The organism is Streptomyces sp. WMMC500 (genome assembly GCF_027497195.1).
Lineage (GTDB): Bacteria > Actinomycetota > Actinomycetes > Streptomycetales > Streptomycetaceae > Streptomyces.
In genome coordinates this window covers 7,310,115-7,327,250 of the sequence record NZ_CP114905.1, presented here as the reverse complement: position 1 = coordinate 7,327,250, position 17,136 = coordinate 7,310,115, and the positions used below count along the sequence as shown (strand labels likewise).

Here is a 17,136-nt window from a genome sequence, read left to right as displayed (position 1 = left end):
TGATGAGCGGCGGGGACCGTCCGGTGCGGGCGGCACCCCTTGTCAAGCGTATGGGGGTGGCCGCGGAGCTGTCCGCGGCTTTCTCCCATCGAGCCACACGCTAACGTCTGGGTCTGACAACGCAGCCCTGCCCAGCATTCCCACCCGCTCGACTCCAGGGGATCCGATGACAGAAAGCGCAGGTCGCACGTACGAGCCCGTACGCGACATGGCCACCCTACGAGCCGCCACCGACAGCCTGCTCGACCGTGCCGCCGGCCTCGACTCGCTCGGGGACGACGCGGTCCGCGCGCCCAGCGCGCTGCCCGGCTGGACCCGCGGCCACGTGCTCACCCACCTCGCCCGCAACGCGGACGCCCTGGTCAACGTGCTCACCGGCCGCCCCATGTACCCGAGCGCCGAAGCCCGCGACGCCGACATCGCCGCGGGCGCCCCCCGCCCGCTGGCCGAGCAGCTCGACGACGTACGGGCGACGGCGGACCGGCTGGCGAAGACGGCGGCGGGCATCCCGTCGGACGGCTGGTCGGCGCGGTGCGAGCTGCGAGGCGGCGTGACGGACGTCATGGCCCGGATCCCGTTCCGGCGGCTGGTGGAGGTGGAGCTGCACCACGTGGACCTGGCCGCCGGGTACACGCTGGACCAGCTCCCGGAGGACTTCGTGACCCGCGAGATCGAGTTCCTCTCCGCCCGCTTCGCGGGCAACGAGGAGGTTCCCCCGCTGTCGCTCCACGCGCCCGGCGGGCAGACCTGGACCACGGGCGCCGCGCGGTCCACCGGTACCGGTGGACCGGTACGGGTCACCGGCGCCCCGTACGCCCTGATGGGCTGGCTCGCCGGCCGCACCACGGGCGCGGGCGTACGCACCGAGGACGGCGCCGTGCTGCCGACCCTGCCCCCGCTCTGAGAGGCTGAGACCATGTCGTACACGGGCAAGGTCACCGTCGGCGGCGCCGCCGACGTGCACGAGCTGACTGATCTGATGATCTCCAAGGTCGCCGTCGGGCCGATGGACAACAACGCCTACCTGCTGCGCTGCCGCGCCACGGACGAGCAGTTGCTCATCGACGCCGCGAACGAGCCCCACACGCTGCTCACCCTCGTCGGCCCCGACGGCATCACCTCCGCCGTCACCACCCACGGCCACGGCGACCACTGGCAGGCCCTGGCCCCGGTCGTCGCGGCCACGGGCGCCCGCACCTACGCGGGCCGCGCGGACGCCGGCGACATCGACGTCCCCACGGACGTCCTCGTGGACGACGGCGACACGATCACCGTGGGCCGCATCCCCCTCACCGCCCGCCACCTCGTCGGCCACACCCCGGGCTCCATCGCCCTGGTCTACGACGACCCCCACGGCCACCCGCACGTCTTCACCGGCGACTGCCTCTTCCCGGGCGGAGTCGGCAACACCTGGGGCGACGCGGAGCGCTTCGCGTCGCTGCTGCGCGACGTGGAGACCAAGATCTTCGCGGAGCTGCCGGACGAGACCTGGGTCTACCCGGGCCACGGCGACGACACCACCCTGGGCGCGGAGCGCCCGCACCTGCCGGAGTGGCGCGAACGCGGCTGGTAGCGGTACGGCAGCAGGCAGCGCTATGCGCGGGCGGTGGGGGCGGTGGGGCCCGTGCGGCCGGTGCGGCCCGTGCGTTCCTGTGTCGGAGTCGGCCGCCGGGCGGCCGGGAGGTCCCGGCGGTCCAGCCGTGTCCGGGCGAGCCGGTACGCCTTCGGGAGGATCTGTACCCGGGACCCGGACCCGGACCCGGACCCGGACCCGGACCTACGGCGATACGTACGTATGGCTCCGCGGTGCGCCGGCGTGGCGCAGCGGGCCCGGGAGGGCGTCGACGGCGTGTTCGCGCTGGAGGTGGCGCGGGCTCTACCGAGGCAGGGGCCCGAACTCCTTCTCGACCGACTTACGCCGCAGTACGGGGGTCTCCCCCAGGCTGAGGCTTCCTCCGGGGGCCACCGGGACGGCGCACCCGATGGCCTGTGCGATCCGTCCACCGGCATCTGCACCGTCCCCCGCCGCCCCCCGCGGCGCCCGACGCTGCGGGCCGCCCCCGCGGCGCCCGGCAACGCCCCGAGCAGCGGCACTGCCCCGACCGCCCCTTCCCACGGCGAGGGGGCCGGCGCTGCGGCAGGCACTGCGGCGGGTACTGCGGCAGGCACTGCGCCCGGTGCTGCGGCGGATACTGCGCCCGGAAGACGGCCCAGGCCCCAACGCGGACGACCCCGCCGGACGGGGGCCGGAACCCCAAGACGGGCCAGACCCCAACGCGGCCCACCCGCCGGACGGCGCGGCCCCCGAAAACGAGCCCGCCCGAGCACAGGCAACCCCACCGGGACCCCGCCCCTGGCCGCCCCGAGCGGAGAAATCCGGCCGTAACTCGCGGTAACACCCCCGGATACGCCCCAAAACAGGCCCCCAACACCGACTTTCGCTACCCCACACGCATCCACCCGACCACAGCCCGCCGAGACCTGCGCCCACCGCCCCGCGGCGCCCGGAATGCGCGCCACCGGCACAAACTCACCCCCACAGGCCCACAAAACCGGGTCAAATCACCCACGAAGGTCGAGTTTTGCCCATCCACACGCACACCCACCCCGGGCAGGCCGACACCGCGGCCCGAGCGAACCTGAGACGGCAAAGTAGACGCGAACCCCCGGAAACACAGGGGATGCCGAGGCCCCTTGCTGTTCTATACGGCGGGGCCGCCGGGTGGGTGGCTTGGCGGTGGCGAACTCCGACTTCGCAGGGTAGTCGCTCGATTACGTGAATAGCCTGGGCCCATCGGCACTTGGCAAGGGGTGACACGTATGGGTCAGGAGAGAGTTATGAGCGTGGAGCACGCAGCGGGCACCGTCGGTTCGCATGAGTTGGCATGGGTGAAGAGCAGCTACAGCGGGTCGGGTGGCGGCAACTGCGTCGAGGTGGCCGCCGCGGCGGAAGGCGTACACGTGCGTGACTCCAAGGATCCGTCCGGGCCCGTCCTCACCGTCTCCCCCGAGGCATGGACCTCGTTCCTCGCCTTCGCCGCTGCCCAGGACCCCCGCTGACGCCGTAGGTGCTATGTGCCCTGCCCCGGACGACCTCCGGGGCAGGGCACATCCGCTGGACCCTCAGTCGTGGCCCGTGCCGGGGCGGCGGGCCGTCTCCGCGGGGTGCTCCTTCTCCTCCGCGTCGATGCGGCGGGAGGCGCGGAGGCTCGTGATCGTCGTGATGATCAGGACGCCGCCGATGACGCTCAGGGAGACCGCCGTGCTGATCTCCGGGACGTGGACCCCGTTCTCGTGCAGGGCGTGGAGCACCAGCTTCACGCCGATGAAGCCGAGGATGACCGACAGCCCGTACGAGAGGTGGACCAGCTTCTTGAGCAGTCCGCCGATCAGGAAGTAGAGCTGCCGCAGGCCCATCAGCGCGAAGGCGTTGGCCGTGAAGACGATGTACGGGTCCTGGGTGAGGCCGAAGATCGCGGGGATGGAGTCCAGCGCGAAGAGCAGGTCCGTGGTGCCGATCGCCAGCATGACGATCAGCATCGGCGTCATCAGCCGCTTGCCGTTCTCCATGATGAACAGCTTCGTGCCGTGGTACTTGTCCGTGGCGGCGAAGCGGCGCTCGACCATCTTGAGCAGCCGGTTCTCCTCCCACTCCTCCTCCGCTTCCTCGGCCCTGGCCTCCTGGACGAGCTTCCAGGCGGTGTAGATGAGGAACGCGCCGAAGATGTAGAAGACCCAGGAGAAGGACGCGATCAGCGCGGCGCCCGCGGCGATGAAGGCCGCGCGCATCACCAGCGCGATGAGGACGCCGATCATGAGCACCCGGGCCTGGTACTCCGCCGGGACCGCGAACTTGCCCATGATGATCACGAAGACGAAGAGGTTGTCGACGCTCAGCGACTTCTCCGTGACGTAGCCGGCGAAGAACTCACCGGACGCCTGGCCGTCGCCCCAGATCAGCAGCCCGACGCCGAAGAGCCCGGCGAGCACGATCCAGATGATCGTCCAGGTGCCGGCCTCCTTGAGCGACACCTCATGGGGCTTCCGGCCGACGAAGAAGTCGATGCCGATCAGGGCACACAGGCCCACGATCGTGAGCACCCACAGGGTCAGCGATACGTCCACTCGTCCTCCGCGGCAAGTCCGGCATGTTCAGCGTCATGGTTGCCGGGCGTGCCTTCCACTCGAAGAACTGGAAGCTCACCCCCAACGCCTGACTGTATAGAACGAGCCAAGCCATGGCAAAGTTCCGATCAAGTGTGCAGGTCAGGAGCGTAGGAGCGGTTCGCGTGCCGCATGCGTACGGCCCGCAGGCGCGGTGCCTGCGGGCCGTACGTCGAGCGGGACCGACCGATCAGCGGCGCAGCGCGCGGCGGGCCGCCGCGACCTGGGCCAGGACCTGTTCCAGCACCCGGCTGCCCATCGGCGCCCGGGCCGGTTCGTACGTCCAGGCGTGGCCGATCCAGGGGTCGGCCAGATGGTCGTCCGGGGTGGGGGTGAGCCGCAGCATGCCGCGCCAGAAGGGGTCCAGCAGCGGGCCGTAGCCCTTCGCGTCCTCGCGGTCGGCGACGACCAGCAGGTGCACGCCGACGGACGGGCCCTCGTCCGCGAGGTACCGCAGTTGGTTGATGGCGCGGTCGTCGAAGCCGTGCGGGAAGTCGTTCACCACGAGGAGCTGCTGCGCCGGGTCCAGGTCCGGCGGCAGCGCGTCGGCCGCCCCGCTACGCAGCGCCATCTGGACGAGGTCGATGCGCTGGGTCAGCCGGGTGAGGGTGTCGGTGACGCCCGCGGCGCCCCTCGGCGGCGGCTCGGCGAGGACGCCGGAGTGGAGCAGCGGGGTGAGCGCCGCGGTCGCGGTGGCGCCCGGGTCGATGAAGTGGACGTTGAACTCACCCGCCGGGTGCACCGACATGAGCCGGGCGGCGTGCGCCACGGCGGTGTCGAGCGCCAGCGCGCGCCGCTCCGCGGCGTCCGGGAAGCCCCGCTCCGGGTCGCCTTCGAGCGCGCCCGGGCCGAGCGAGGACGTGCCGCTGTCCACCCACAGGCCGCGTTCCAGCGGCAGCCGTACGAGCAGCGGAACGCGCAGCTCCGTGTGCTCGGGGAGGTGGAGGTCGCCGAGGCGCAGGGCCATCGGGGCGTCCTCGGGCACCTCGTACTCGTGCCACACCGGGCTCGCCCAGGAGGCGAACGCGGGCGGCAGCGCGGGCTCGACGACGCCGGCCTCGGCGACGAGCTGCCCGAGGTCGCGGTCCAGGACCTCGCGCGCCCGGTCGACCAGGGTGGAGTGGCGGGCGAGTACCTCGGCGCGCGCCGAGTCGGCGATGGAGCCCATGCGGGCGCGCGGATCGGCCAGGAGCCGGTCGAGTTCGCGGTCCATCCGGGAGTCGGCGAAGTCGACGGCGCTGCGGTACGCGGCGACCGTGCGGGCCAGGTCCTCGAACATGCCCCAGACCTGGTTGTACAGCCGCTCCTCCATGCTCCAGCCGGGCGCGTCGCCCGCGACCGGCTCCGGGGGGCCCGACGCGGCGCGGTCGGGCTGCGGCGGCACGCCGCCCGCGGGGGCACCGGCGCCCTGCCGTGCTCCCGCCGCGGTGCCTCCGGTGCCGCTTCCGGCCCCGACCCCCGGCGGCGGGGTGGGCGGGGGCGCCGCGGCGGACGCGGGGGCGCGTGGCGCGCTGGACGCGCCCGACGTGCCCGCTCCGCCGTTCGCCGCGCCCGCGGCCCCCGCCGCAGCGGCGCGGCGCGGATGCCGGTAGTCGACGGGCCCCGCCTGCGCCTGCCGCTCCTCCGCCGGCTGCGCACGGCGCGTGCCCGCCCCGGTCTGCTGACCGGCGGCCGGCGGCGGCGCCGGGGCGACGGCGCGCGCCAGCCCCTCGGCCACGGCCCGTTCGATGTCCGCGGCGAGCTGCTGCGCCTCGGGCAGGCCCTGGTCCGCGAGCATGGCGGCGAGCCCGCCCGCGTATCCCTGGCCCACGGCTCTGATCTTCCAGGCGTCACCCCGCCGGTACAGCTCCACGGCGGTGACCGCCGACTCGCTGTCCAGGCCGGTGATGACGAAGCGCGCGATGGCCGTGCCGTCGAGGCCGGTGACGGCCACCGACGGTGGCGCTATGGCGCCGAAGCTCCGCGGTCCCGGCACCCCCGCGGGCAGCGCCAGCAGCACGTGCACGCGCTCCACGTCCGGCGGGACCGCGTCCAGGTCCACCGCCAGCCGGTGCTCCGCCGCGGCCTGGCCGGGCACCTCAAGGCCCGGCAGGTGCGGCGCACCGGGGTGCGCGATCCGGCCCGGGTCGCTGACCCTGCCGTCCTCTCCCCCCAGCGTGGCGCCCGGCGTCACCGGGCTCCCCGCCGAAATCCTGATCTCCACCCGGGTCTGCGGCAGCAGATGGTTCTGCCCGCGGACCAACTCGGCCGTCATGCGGCCCTCCCCTGCACTCGCTGCGGCCGTCGACGTCGCGTCATGCCTCGGAAACCGGTCCGTCGCGTCGCCGCCCCTAGAGGAGCGGCTGGATCGACGGCATGAGGTCCTGGAAGGTACGGCCGTTGGCCGGCGAGCCGAGGGCGGTCATGCCCCAGCCGGACCCCGTCCGGTGCACCTTCGCCATGATCTGGGCGGTGTACGTGCCACCGCCGGTGAGCGTGTAGCGCGCCAGCTCCTGGCCGTTGCTCTCGTCCACGAGCCGGCAGAACGCGTTCTGCACCTCTTCGAAGGTCTGGCCGGTGAAGGAGTTCACGGTGAAGATGATCTGGTCGATGTGCACCGGTACACGCTGCAGGTCGACCAGGATCGACTCGTCGTCGCCGCCCTGCCCTGCACCACCGACAAGGTTGTCACCGGTGTGCCGCACCGAGCCGTCGTCGCTCACGAGGTGGCGGAAGAAGACGACGTCGACGGGCTCCTTGTCGGCGAAGAGCACGGCGGAGGCGTCGAGGTCGATCTCGCGCGTGCGCTTACCGAAGAGACCGCGCCGTTCGGCGGCCTGCCAGCCGAGCCCCATGCGGACCGCGCTGAGGGTGCCGCCATCGGACTTCTGCAGGCTGATGGCCTGACCCTTGGACAAGTTGATCGACACGCTTACGTTCCCCTCCTGCTCCGAACGCGCCATGACCGGCGCGCTGTCACGCACATTACGCAGGACAGCGGCCCTGTGGTCCCCCCGGAGGAGGATTTGTGGCGCTCCTGCTACACACCACCGGTTGTGCGCCCCCGGACGGCCACGCTCCGCGTACGCCCGAGGGGGCTCCCGCGCCCCGCACCACCCCGGTGCTACGACAGCCCGGCCTCCTTCATCTGGCGCAGCTCCTTCTTCATCTCCGCCACCTCGTCCCGCAGCCGGGCCGCCACCTCGAACTGGAGGTCCGCCGCCGCGGACCGCATCCGGGCGGTCATGTCCTCGATCTGCGCGGCCAGGTCGGCGGCGGGCGTCTCGGTGGGCGCCGCGCCCGCCTCGGCGCCGCGGCCGGCGGGCTTCGTCTTCTGCCGCAGCTCGGGCACCGGCGCCTTCACCTGCGTGTCGGGCTTCGTGGACCGGTACCCCGTGCCGAGCAGCGCCTCGGTGTCGACCTCCTCGCGCGCGATCTGCGCGACGATGTCGTTGATCTTCTTGCGCAGCGGCTGGGGGTCGATGCCGTGTTCCTCGTTGTACGCGATCTGCTTGGCCCGGCGCCGGTTGGTCTCGTCGATCGCCTTCTCCATGCCCGGCGTGATCTTGTCGGCGTACATGTGCACCTGGCCGGAGACGTTGCGCGCGGCGCGGCCGATGGTCTGGATGAGCGAGGTGCCCGACCGGAGGAAGCCCTCCTTGTCGGCGTCGAGGATGGCGACGAGGGAGACCTCGGGGAGGTCCAGGCCCTCGCGCAGCAGGTTGATGCCGACCAGCACGTCGTACTCGCCGGAGCGCAGCTCGCGCAGCAGCTCGACGCGGCGCAGCGTGTCGACGTCGCTGTGCAGGTAGCGCACCTGGATGCCCAGCTCCAAGAAGTAGTCCGTGAGGTCCTCGGCCATCTTCTTCGTGAGCGTGGTGACGAGGACGCGCTCGTCCTTCTCCGCGCGGGTGCGGATCTCGTGCACCAGGTCGTCGATCTGGCCCTCGGTGGGCTTGACCACGACCTCGGGGTCGACGAGCCCGGTGGGCCGGATGATCTGCTCGACGACGCCGTCGCCGCGGGACAGCTCGTACGGCCCGGGGGTGGCGGAGAGGTAGACCGTCTGGCCGATGCGCTCCAGGAACTCCTCCCACTTCAGCGGGCGGTTGTCCAGCGCGGACGGCAGCCGGAAGCCGTGGTCGACCAGGGTCCGCTTGCGGGAGGCGTCCCCCTCGTACATCGCGCCGACCTGCGGGACGGTGACGTGCGACTCGTCGATGACCAGGAGGAAGTCCTCCGGGAAGTAGTCCAGCAGGGTGTGCGGCGGGGAGCCGGTCTCGCGGCCGTCCATGTGCAGTGAGTAGTTCTCGACGCCGGAGCAGGTGCCGATCTGCTGGAGCATCTCCAGGTCGTACGTCGTCCGCATGCGCAGCCGCTGCGCCTCCAGGAGCTTGCCCTGCTTCTCCAGCGCGCCGAGCTGCACGCCCAGCTCGTCCTCGATGCCGGCGACGGCCTTCGCCATGCGCTCGGGGCCCGCGATGTAGTGCGAGGCGGGGAAGACGTACAGCGCGTCGTCCTCGCTCACCACCTCGCCGGTCAGCGGGTGGAGCGTGGACAGGGCCTCGATCTCGTCCCCGAACATCTCGATGCGGACGGCCAGCTCCTCGTACACCGGGAAGATCTCGACGGTGTCGCCCCTGACGCGGAACGTGCCGCGCGTGAACGCCTGGTCGTTGCGGGTGTACTGGATGTCGACGAACCGGCGCAGCAACTGGTCCCGGTCGATCTCCTCGCCGACCTTCAGCGGCACCATCCGGTCGACGTACTCCTGCGGGGTGCCCAGGCCGTAGATGCAGGAGACGGAGGCGACCACGATGACGTCGCGCCGGGTGAGCAGCGAGTTCGTCGCGGAGTGGCGCAGCCGCTCCACCTCCTCGTTGATCGAGGAGTCCTTCTCGATGTACGTGTCCGTCTGGGGGACGTACGCCTCGGGCTGGTAGTAGTCGTAGTACGAGACGAAATACTCCACCGCGTTGTTCGGCAGGAGCTCGCGGAACTCGTTCGCCAACTGGGCGGCCAGCGTCTTGTTGGGCGCGAGGACCAGCGTGGGCCGCTGCAGGCGCTCGACCATCCAGGCCGTCGTCGCCGACTTGCCCGTGCCGGTCGCGCCGAGCAGCACGACGTCCCGCTCGCCCGCCCTGATCCGCCGTTCGAGGTCGTCGATGGCGGCGGGCTGGTCGCCGTTCGGCTGATACGGGCTGACGACCTCGAAGGGCGCCATGGTGCGTTCGATGTCTGTGACGGGCCGCATGCCCCCACCGTACGACCCGCCGCTGACAACGCGACCCGGAGCGCTCCGGCGCCCTCGCTGACCTGGCTCAATACCGAACTCCCGGGGCACCCGGCCAGGCCATTTCCAGCCAGATCGACGGGGCCCGAAAGAGTGCAGCAAGCGCTTCCCCACCTCCTCCACCTGCGCCGACCGGGACCGGCCCGTGTTCACCGCGCCGATATCGGCGTTCAATCTCTGGCCATCCCCGGCCTCGTACTCTGTCGCCTGCCACTGGGACCCTGCGGCGACAAGTGATCACCTCTAGTCGAGGAGACTGCATGCCCTCCCGCACGCTTACGCGCGCGTCCGGCGCCCTGACGGCCCTGGCCGGTCTCGTGTTCACCGCGGCCGCCACGTCCGCCACCGCGACCGCCGCCGACTCCGCCGCCGCCTCCTCCGCCGCCGCACCGGTCGTGACGATCGCCCACCGCGGCGCCTCCGCTGACGCCCCGGAGAACACCCTCGAAGCCATCGACGCGGCCCGCGAGATGGGCATCGACTGGGTCGAGAACGACGTGCAGCGCAGCAAGGACGGCGAGCTGGTCATCATGCACGACGACACCCTCGCGCGGACCACCGACGTGGAGGACCTGTTCCCCGACCGGGCGCCCTGGAAGGTCTCCGACTTCACCTGGAAGGAGATCCGCACGCTCGACGCCGGCAGTTGGAAGGGCGAGGAGTGGGCCGGTGCCCGGGTGCCGAACCTGACGCAGTACATGAAGCGCGTGACGAAGAACCGCCAGAAGCTGGTGCTGGAGATCAAGAAGCCGGAGCTGTACCCGGGCATCGAGAAGGAGGTCCTCACCGAGCTGCGCAAGCTGGGCTGGCTGAGCCGTACGGCCGTGAAGCACAAGCTCGTCGTGCAGAGTTTCGGCGCGGATTCCATCAAGACCGTGCACGAGCTGCGGCCGGACGTGAAGACCGGCTTCCTCGGCACCCCCGCGGTGGCGGACCTGCCGGCGTACGCCGCCTTCTCGGACCAGATCAACTCCAACCACGGCACCATGTCCGCCGAGTACTACGCGGCCGTGCACGCTCTCAAGGGGCCGCACGGCAGGCAGTTGGAGGCTTACACCTGGACGGTCGACGACCCGGCGCGGGCCGTCGAGCTGGCCCGGTGGGGCGCGGACGGCATCATCACCAACAGGCCGGACGTGATCGCCGAGGCGCTTGGCGACGCGGGATTCGACGTCGCCGCGGAGTAGCCGCCGCAGCAGTCGCCGCGGAGCAGTCGCCGCGGCGGGGTGGTCAGGGGCGGTGCCAGACGCCGCCGGTACGGCCGCCGCCCCGCTCGTAGTACACCGCCGCCCCCGAGCCCGCCGGCTCGGGGGCCGCGGCCTCCCCGCCGGCGACGCCCTCGTCCCCCACCGGCACCCGCCACTCGTTCTCCAGCGGGTCCATGCCGACGAACAGCCCGACGAACACCAGCAGCAGCACCGGACCGATCAGGATCGGCGCCAGGATCTCGGCCGGGCTCTTGCCCTCGGCGGCCGCGGTGGTGACCTGGGCCTGCACCTCCAGCGCCGCCATGCCCGTGTAGTGCATGCCGGACACGGCGACCCCCATGATCAGCGCGGCCCCGACCGCCACGCCGAACCGCTTCACGGTCATCGACAGCCACAGCGCTGCGGTGGCGGCGACCACGGCGATGAGCACGGACAGCGCCACGACGGCGCCGTCGTAGACCAGCCGCCCCCGGTCCGGCCGCATGCCCGCCATGCCCAGGTAGTGCATGGCGGCGATGCCGAGACCGGTGACGATGCCGCCGGTGGTGAGGGCGAGGGCGGTGCGGCCGAGAAAGCCGACGATGAAGACGCCGATGCCGACGACGACGATGGCGACCCCGAGGCTCGCCAGGGTGACCGGCACGTCGTAGCCGATGTGGACGGAGTCGGCCGTGAAGCCCATCATCGCGATGAAGTGCATGGCGAAGATCCCCGTGCCGATGGCGACCGCGCCGAGCAGCAGCCAGCCGGCCCGCCGGGTGGGCTCGGCGGACAGCGCGCGCATGGTGCAGCGCAGCCCCAGGGCGCTGCCGACCGCGGCCATGGCGAAGGCGGTGGCGGGGGTGAGCAGGCCATAGGTGAACCCGTCGACGGGCACGGGGGCAGCAAGCACGGAGTGACTCCCGGGTCTACTGGTGTGTGTCTGCGGGTGTGTCGACAGATGTACGGGGCAACCAGAGGGAATCGTAGGTGTGTGCGAGTCACGACCGGAATGGTTCGAACGGCCCCCGCACAGCCGATACGCAATCGGTACGCGGCCGATCCGTGCCGTCGAGCCGTGCCCCGGGGGCGGAGCGCCGCGGGGCGGTTGTCAGTGCCGTGTCCTACGCTCGCGGCATGGATGCCACCGATGCCGTCGCACCCCGGCAGGGCCGCCGGGTGGTCGACTCGCCGATCGGCCCGCTGCTGCTCGCCGCCACGGACCGGGGGCTGGTCAAGGTCGGGTTCCATGCCCAGCCGGGCGCCGCGGGCGCGGGCGGCCGGGAGGAGCCGGCGGGTCCCGCGGAGCACATAGCGGTGGCCGAGCGGCAGTTGCGGGCGTATTTCGCGGGCGAGCTGAAGGAGTTCCGGCTGGAGCTGGACTGGTCGCTGTCCGCCGGCTTCAACCGGCGGGTGCTGGAGGAGCTGGCGGCCCGGGTGGGGTACGGCTCGGTGGTCAGCTATCAGTTCCTCGCCGACCGCGTCGGTGAGCCCGGCGCCGCGCAGGCGGTCGGCCGGGCCATGGCGTCGAACCCGCTGCCGATCGTCGTGCCCTGTCACCGCGTGATCGAGAGCGACGGCGGGCTGGGCGGCTTCGGCGGCGGACTCGACACGAAGCGGAGCCTGCTGGCGCTGGAGGGCGTGCTGCCGGAACCGCTGTTCTGACGGTGTGCAAGGCCTGACGGGACGCAGGGTCTGACGGTGTGAAGGTTCTGACGGTGCGGGAGGGCTGCCCCGTGCCCGGCCACGGGGCGCGGGCGGGCCGGGTGAACGGACAAGGGAGGCGCCGGGTGTGAGCAAGCAGATCGCCCTGCTGCGCGGCATCAACGTCGGCGGCAAGAACAAGGTCCCCATGGCCGCGCTGCGCCAAGCGCTGACCGACCGCGGCTTCGGCGGCGTCGCCACGTACGTGGCCAGCGGGAACGTCGTCTTCGACGACCCCGGCACGCCGCCGGAGAAGACCGCCGCGGCCGTTGAGGCGGTCGTCGCCGAGGAGTTCGGCCTGCGGATACCGGTCGTCGTGCGCACGCGGGACGAGATCGCGGCCGTCGTCGCCGGCAACCCCCTGCCGGAGGGCGCCGCGGAACCGGCCCGCTTCCTGGCCGTGTTCCTGTCCGAGCCGGCGCCGGACGACGCCTGGTTCCGTACCGCCGACCCCGCCTCGTACGCACCCGACCGGTACGAGCTCGGGGACCGCGTCGTCTACGTCTGGTGTCCCGGCGGGCTCGGGCGGTCGAAGCTGGCGGCCGACTTCTCCAGCCGCAGGCTGGCCGTGACGGCCACGGCCCGCAACTGGAACACGGTCCTCAAGCTGCTGGAGATGGCGGACGGTTGACGCCGGGACGCGGCCGGCCCGGCCCGCCCGCTCCGTACGCGACGAGGTGAGACGCGGCGATGCCGCGCCCCACCCGTCCGCCGGCTCACTCCGGCGGGCGCCGGTCCCGTTCCCGTGCCCACGCCTCCAGCGCCTCGAAGTCCTCCTCCACCAGCCCCCGCGCCGGGTCGATCCGCCGCAGCAGCGCCTCCCCCGCGTGGTGCTCCGCGATCCACGCCGTGTCGGCCGCCGTGATCTCGTCGTCCACCCAGGCGAACGTCCGGCCGGCGGCCCAGGCGGCGACGTGCCGCGTCTTCCAGTACAGCCCGTCCGGGTCGTCGGTGGTGAACATCGACGGCCACTCGATGACCGGCAGCGGCGGCAGCCCCAGCACCCGGTCGCCGATGACGGTGTTGGCCTCGTGCATCCACGTGGTCGCCCACACCAGCTCGTACGGCAGCGACAGCAGCCGCTCCCCGTGCGCCGGCCGCAGCCACAGCCGGATGGGCCCGGCGGGCATGCCGGTGACCACGTACTCGCCGTAGCCGGGCGGCTGTTCGTGCGCGGCGTACGGGTTGAGGGGGCCGTCGACGTCCAGCAGGAGGAGCGGGCGCGCGGAGGCGGCGGAGGCGTGGGGGGCGGCGTCAGGAGCGGCAGCGCGGTCAACGTCGTCCATCCTCCGAAGGTAAGCGCTGACGCCCTCCGCGTATCCCCCCGCGCGGCCGTCCGTCCGGGCGGGACCCGGATGCCGCTCCCGGCGGCCACCCCTTAGGGTCTGGGCCATGGCGATCCCTGAGGTCATCCCGATACGTCACGAGCCCGGATACCGCACCGAGAACATCGGCCGTTACGACGACGGGCAGTTCCTCGCCTCGATCACCGCCGCGTACCCGCCCGACTACCGCATGGGCCCCGACTGGCTGGAGCATCGCCGCTGGTACGCCGTGCTGCACCGCTTCGACGCCGAAGGCCACCACACCGGCTCCGACATCTGGACCCCGGGCCCGGGCGTGCCCGCGGACGGCCGGCTGGACGCGAAGATGGAGGGCTGGCTCGACGAGCTGCCGGGGCTGGCGTTCTGCGACATCGCGATCAGGCCGTTCGAGGTCTCGGTCGACGGGATCCGCTTCGGGCTGGTCGCGGAGCGGCACGCGGAGCCGGCGCCGGGCGGCGCGGGCGGCCCGGACGCCGGTGAAGGCGAGCCGGACTGGGCGGAGTTGTACCCGGACCGGCTCGGGTTCCACGAGCCGTGGGACGGGCTGTACGACACGTAGGCGCTGATCACCGGGGTACGGACGGCACGTACCGTGGTCGCATGCACCTGACTGACGAGGTACGCGCCGCGCTCGCGGACCGGCGGCCGGTCGTCGCCCTGGAGTCGACGATCATCGCCCACGGCCTGCCCCGCCCGCGCAACCTGCGGGTGGCGGCCGAGCTGGAGGACATCGTCCGCTCCGCCGGCGCCGTGCCCGCCACCATCGCCGTCCTGGACGGCACCCCGCACGTCGGGCTCGGCGGGGCGCAACTGGAGCGGATCGCGTCCGACGACTCCGTGCGCAAGCTGACCGTACGCGACCTCGCGCCGGCCGCCGCCCTCGGCGCGAGCGGCGCGACGACCGTCGCGGCCACGGCGTTCCTCGCGGCCCGCGTCGGCATCGGGGTCTTCGCCACCGGCGGTCTCGGCGGGGTGCACCGGGAGTGGACGCAGTCGCAGGACGAGTCGGCGGACCTGCGGCTGCTGGCGCGGACGCGGATCGCCGTGGTGTGCGCGGGGGTGAAGTCGATCCTGGACGTGCCGGCGACGCTGCAGCGCCTGGAGACGCTGGGTGTGACGGTCCTCGGCTACGGCACGGCGGAGTTCCCGGGGTTCTATCTCCGCACGTCCGGGGAGCCGGTGGACTGGACGGTCCGTACGCCCGAGGAGGTCGCGGCCGTGCTCCGCGCCCAACGCGAGCTGGACGTGGAGCCGTCGGCGGTGATCGTGGCCAACCCGGTGCCGGCGGCCGAGCAACTGGACCCGGCGGTGCACGACGCGGTACTGGCGGACGCCCTGGGCGAGGCGGCGCGGCGGGGCGTGAGCGGGCAGGCGATCACGCCGTTCCTGCTCGGGTATCTCACCGAGCACACGCACGGGGCTTCGCTGGAGGCGAACCTCGCGGCGGTGCGGGGCAACGTGAAGCTGGCGGCGGAGATCGCGGTGCAGGGCGGGCGGGGCGGGGTGTGAGGGGCCGGGGGTGAGCGACCGGACGGAGCGCCGGGCTGAGGACCGTACGGAGACAGGGGCGCGGGGGCGGACGGGATCGTCCGCGGACGGCGCTCGCCGCCCCGTCCTGCTCGTCATCGGCGACGTCGTCACCGACGTCGTCGCCCGCCACACCGCCCCGCTCGCCGTCGGCACGGACACTCCTGCGGGGATCGCGATCCTGCCCGGCGGCGCCGGCGCGAACGTCGCGGCGTGGGCGGCGCATTGTGGCGCGCGGGTGCGTTTGCTGGCGCGCGCGGGCCGGGACTCCGCAGACTGGCATCGCGCCGCGTTGGTACGCGCCGGGGTCGACGCCCGCGTCCGCGTCGACCCGGAGGCGCCCACCGGCAAGGTCGTCGCCCTGGTCGACGGCGACGGGGAGCGGTCGTTCCTGACGGACAGCGGGGCGTCGTCCCGGCTGGGCCCGGACGACTGGGAGCCGGGGCTGCTGGCCGGCGTCACGCACGTACACCTCTCCGGCTACCTGTTCTTCACCGCTCCCGGCCGCGCCCTCGCCACGCTCGCCACCGCCGCCGCACACGCGCGCGGGGCGACGGTCAGCGTGGATCCGGCGTCGGCCGGTTTCCTCTCGGCGTCGGGGGTCGGAGCGTTCCTCACCGCGATCGCCGACGCGGACACCCTCTTCCCCAACTCCGCGGAGGCCGCGCTGCTCACCGGGCTCCCCTCCCCCGCCGCCGCGGCCGGGGCCCTGGCCGCCTCGCTCGGCGCCACCGCCGTGGTCACCGCCGCAGCGGACGGCGCGCACCTCGCCACCCCCGGCGTCCCCGCCGTGCACGTCCCCGCGTGCCCGGTCACGCCCCTCGACAGCACGGGCGCGGGCGACGCCTTCGCCGGCGCCTATCTGGCGGCCGTGCAGGCGGGCAGCGCCCCGCGCGCTGCTGCGGCTGCGGGCTGTGCCACGGCGGCAACGGCGGTCCGTACGCCGGGCGGACGGCCGGGGCAGGGGGCGTAGCGGCGGGCCGGGAGGCGCGCGGTGGCGACCCGCAGCGGGCACCGCGCCTCAACGCACGCGCCTGCGCCGCGGGCGCGCGCGCAGGCGGCCGGGGTCCGGCCCGTGCGGGGCGGCGGCGAGGGCGTCGCGGACGGCGGCGGTGAAGGCGTCCGGCTCGCGGAACAACTGACGCGGTGTGGTGTGGACGAGGTGCAGGCCCAGGGCTTCGAGGGCGTTGTGGTGCTCCACGGTGCCGTCGTCGGTGCGGTACGGCGGCTCGGTGAGGTGGAGGAGGACGCCGGTGCGGGGCCAGTGGGCGTGCGCGGTGGTGAGCCAGTACCCGTCGAGGTGCAGGGGGGTGTGCCAGAGCGGCGGCGGCAGGCCGGCGGTGTGGAGCAGCGCGCGGGCGCGCGTTTCGGCGGGTGGCCGGGCGGCGGAGCCGAGCGCGGCGAGTGCGGCGGCGACGTCGGGGCGGGTGTGCAGGCCGGCGGCGCGGAGTGCGGTGGCCGCGGCGGCGGGCGGGGTGGCGCGGGCGTCGAGCAGTTCGCGGAGCAGGGCGGCGGTCCGGTCGTGGTCGAGCACCCCGCGCAGCGCGTCGGCGGCGGCGCGGACCGGCGGGGCGGCCGGGAGTCCGGGTGGCAGGCGGACGGGCGGGGGCAGGCGGCGCGGGGCGTGGTGGATGCGGATGCCGGGCGGCGCGGTGAGGCGGCGGCGAGGCGGTACGAGCACGTCGACCACGCGCACGTCCGCGGCGGCGGGCACGCCCCGGAACCCGTACAGCGCCAGCGCCGCCACCCCCGTCAGCAGGGCCTCTCCGCGCCCCGCGCCGCGCTCCAGGGCGGCGCGGTAGCGCGCCTCCCAGCCGCCGCCGCGGGTCTCACGGGTGTCACGGGTGCCGTTCGCGTACGTCATGGGGGCGCCATGCCCGCCGCGGCGTCCCGCTACGGCGTTCCGGCGTCGGAGTCACCGGGTCGGGCGCAGCCCGGGACGGGAGTTGACCCCGCG

The 17,136-nt window shown here is 73.3% G+C and carries 16 protein-coding genes; 9 read left to right on the top strand and 7 right to left on the bottom strand.

The features are described 5' to 3' along the window. Nucleotides 1-208 precede the first annotated feature (208 nt). From O7599_RS31595 to O7599_RS31585, 3 genes are all read left to right on the top strand, one after another. Nucleotides 209-904, top strand: coding sequence for a maleylpyruvate isomerase family mycothiol-dependent enzyme (locus tag O7599_RS31595; RefSeq protein ID WP_281623597.1), 696 nt, complete (start codon nt 209-211; stop codon nt 902-904). A 12-nt stretch (nt 905-916) separates the two neighbouring features. Next, nucleotides 917-1,573, top strand: coding sequence for an MBL fold metallo-hydrolase (locus tag O7599_RS31590; RefSeq protein ID WP_281619023.1), 657 nt, complete (start codon nt 917-919; stop codon nt 1,571-1,573). A gap of 1,265 nt (nt 1,574-2,838) precedes the next feature. Next, entirely contained in the window at nt 2,839-3,060 is a 222-nt protein-coding gene (locus O7599_RS31585; protein ID WP_281619022.1) for a DUF397 domain-containing protein, read from the top strand. Between the two features lie 63 nt (nt 3,061-3,123). Here O7599_RS31585 and O7599_RS31580 read toward each other — a convergent pair whose 3' ends face one another. The 4 genes from O7599_RS31580 to uvrB all read right to left on the bottom strand — a co-directional run bounded on the left by O7599_RS31580 (nt 3,124) and on the right by uvrB (nt 9,397). Continuing rightward, a complete protein-coding gene (locus O7599_RS31580; RefSeq protein WP_281619021.1) occupies nt 3,124-4,125 on the bottom strand; it encodes a TerC family protein in 1,002 nt (333 codons plus the stop codon). 229 nt (nt 4,126-4,354) lie between these two features. Next, nucleotides 4,355-6,418 carry a TerD family protein gene (locus O7599_RS31575; RefSeq protein ID WP_281619020.1) on the bottom strand — a complete coding sequence of 688 codons (2,064 nt, stop codon included), beginning with the start codon at nt 6,416-6,418 and terminating at the stop codon, nt 4,355-4,357. Nucleotides 6,419-6,494: 76 nt separating this feature from the next. Next, nucleotides 6,495-7,073 carry a TerD family protein gene (locus O7599_RS31570; RefSeq protein ID WP_281619019.1) on the bottom strand — a complete coding sequence of 193 codons (579 nt, stop codon included), beginning with the start codon at nt 7,071-7,073 and terminating at the stop codon, nt 6,495-6,497. Nucleotides 7,074-7,267: 194 nt separating this feature from the next. Next, the gene (uvrB, locus tag O7599_RS31565; RefSeq protein WP_281619018.1) at nt 7,268-9,397 is read right to left on the bottom strand and encodes an excinuclease ABC subunit UvrB; all 2,130 of its coding nucleotides are present in this window, start codon (nt 9,395-9,397) and stop codon (nt 7,268-7,270) included. A 299-nt stretch (nt 9,398-9,696) separates the two neighbouring features. Between uvrB and O7599_RS31560 the strand changes: the two genes are divergently transcribed. Continuing rightward, nucleotides 9,697-10,623, top strand: coding sequence for a glycerophosphodiester phosphodiesterase family protein (locus tag O7599_RS31560; RefSeq protein ID WP_281619017.1), 927 nt, complete (start codon nt 9,697-9,699; stop codon nt 10,621-10,623). A gap of 43 nt (nt 10,624-10,666) precedes the next feature. Here the strand turns inward: O7599_RS31560 and O7599_RS31555 are convergent, their stop codons facing one another. Beyond that, nucleotides 10,667-11,521, bottom strand: a complete 855-nt coding sequence (locus O7599_RS31555; protein WP_281623596.1) for an MHYT domain-containing protein — start codon at nt 11,519-11,521, stop codon at nt 10,667-10,669. 239 nt (nt 11,522-11,760) lie between these two features. On the opposite strand from O7599_RS31555, the gene O7599_RS31550 reads away from it, so the two are divergent. Both O7599_RS31550 and O7599_RS31545 read left to right on the top strand, forming a co-directional pair. Beyond that, on the top strand, nt 11,761-12,288 hold the full coding sequence (locus tag O7599_RS31550) for a methylated-DNA--[protein]-cysteine S-methyltransferase (RefSeq protein ID WP_281619016.1): 528 nt from the start codon (nt 11,761-11,763) through the stop codon (nt 12,286-12,288). Nucleotides 12,289-12,415: 127 nt separating this feature from the next. Further along, complete coding sequence (locus tag O7599_RS31545) at nt 12,416-12,958, top strand: DUF1697 domain-containing protein (RefSeq protein ID WP_281619015.1); 543 nt, start codon at nt 12,416-12,418, stop codon at nt 12,956-12,958. 85 nt (nt 12,959-13,043) lie between these two features. On the opposite strand, the gene O7599_RS31540 is transcribed toward O7599_RS31545, so the two are convergent. Continuing rightward, on the bottom strand, nt 13,044-13,613 hold the full coding sequence (locus O7599_RS31540; RefSeq protein ID WP_281619014.1) for an HAD domain-containing protein: 570 nt from the start codon (nt 13,611-13,613) through the stop codon (nt 13,044-13,046). A gap of 106 nt (nt 13,614-13,719) precedes the next feature. Between O7599_RS31540 and O7599_RS31535 the strand changes: the two genes are divergently transcribed. From O7599_RS31535 to O7599_RS31525, 3 genes are all read left to right on the top strand, one after another. Beyond that, nucleotides 13,720-14,211 carry a hypothetical protein gene (locus O7599_RS31535; protein ID WP_281619013.1) on the top strand — a complete coding sequence of 164 codons (492 nt, stop codon included), beginning with the start codon at nt 13,720-13,722 and terminating at the stop codon, nt 14,209-14,211. 41 nt (nt 14,212-14,252) lie between these two features. Then, nucleotides 14,253-15,161: a pseudouridine-5'-phosphate glycosidase gene (locus tag O7599_RS31530; RefSeq protein WP_281619012.1), complete on the top strand. Its 909-nt coding sequence runs from the start codon at nt 14,253-14,255 to the stop codon at nt 15,159-15,161. 106 nt (nt 15,162-15,267) lie between these two features. Next, nucleotides 15,268-16,152 (top strand): PfkB family carbohydrate kinase, encoded by an 885-nt coding sequence (locus O7599_RS31525; RefSeq protein WP_281623595.1) that lies wholly within the window; start codon nt 15,268-15,270, stop codon nt 16,150-16,152. 48 nt (nt 16,153-16,200) lie between these two features. Here the strand turns inward: O7599_RS31525 and O7599_RS31520 are convergent, their stop codons facing one another. After that, nucleotides 16,201-17,043: a hypothetical protein gene (locus O7599_RS31520; RefSeq protein ID WP_281619011.1), complete on the bottom strand. Its 843-nt coding sequence runs from the start codon at nt 17,041-17,043 to the stop codon at nt 16,201-16,203. Nucleotides 17,044-17,136: the final 93 nt, after the last annotated feature.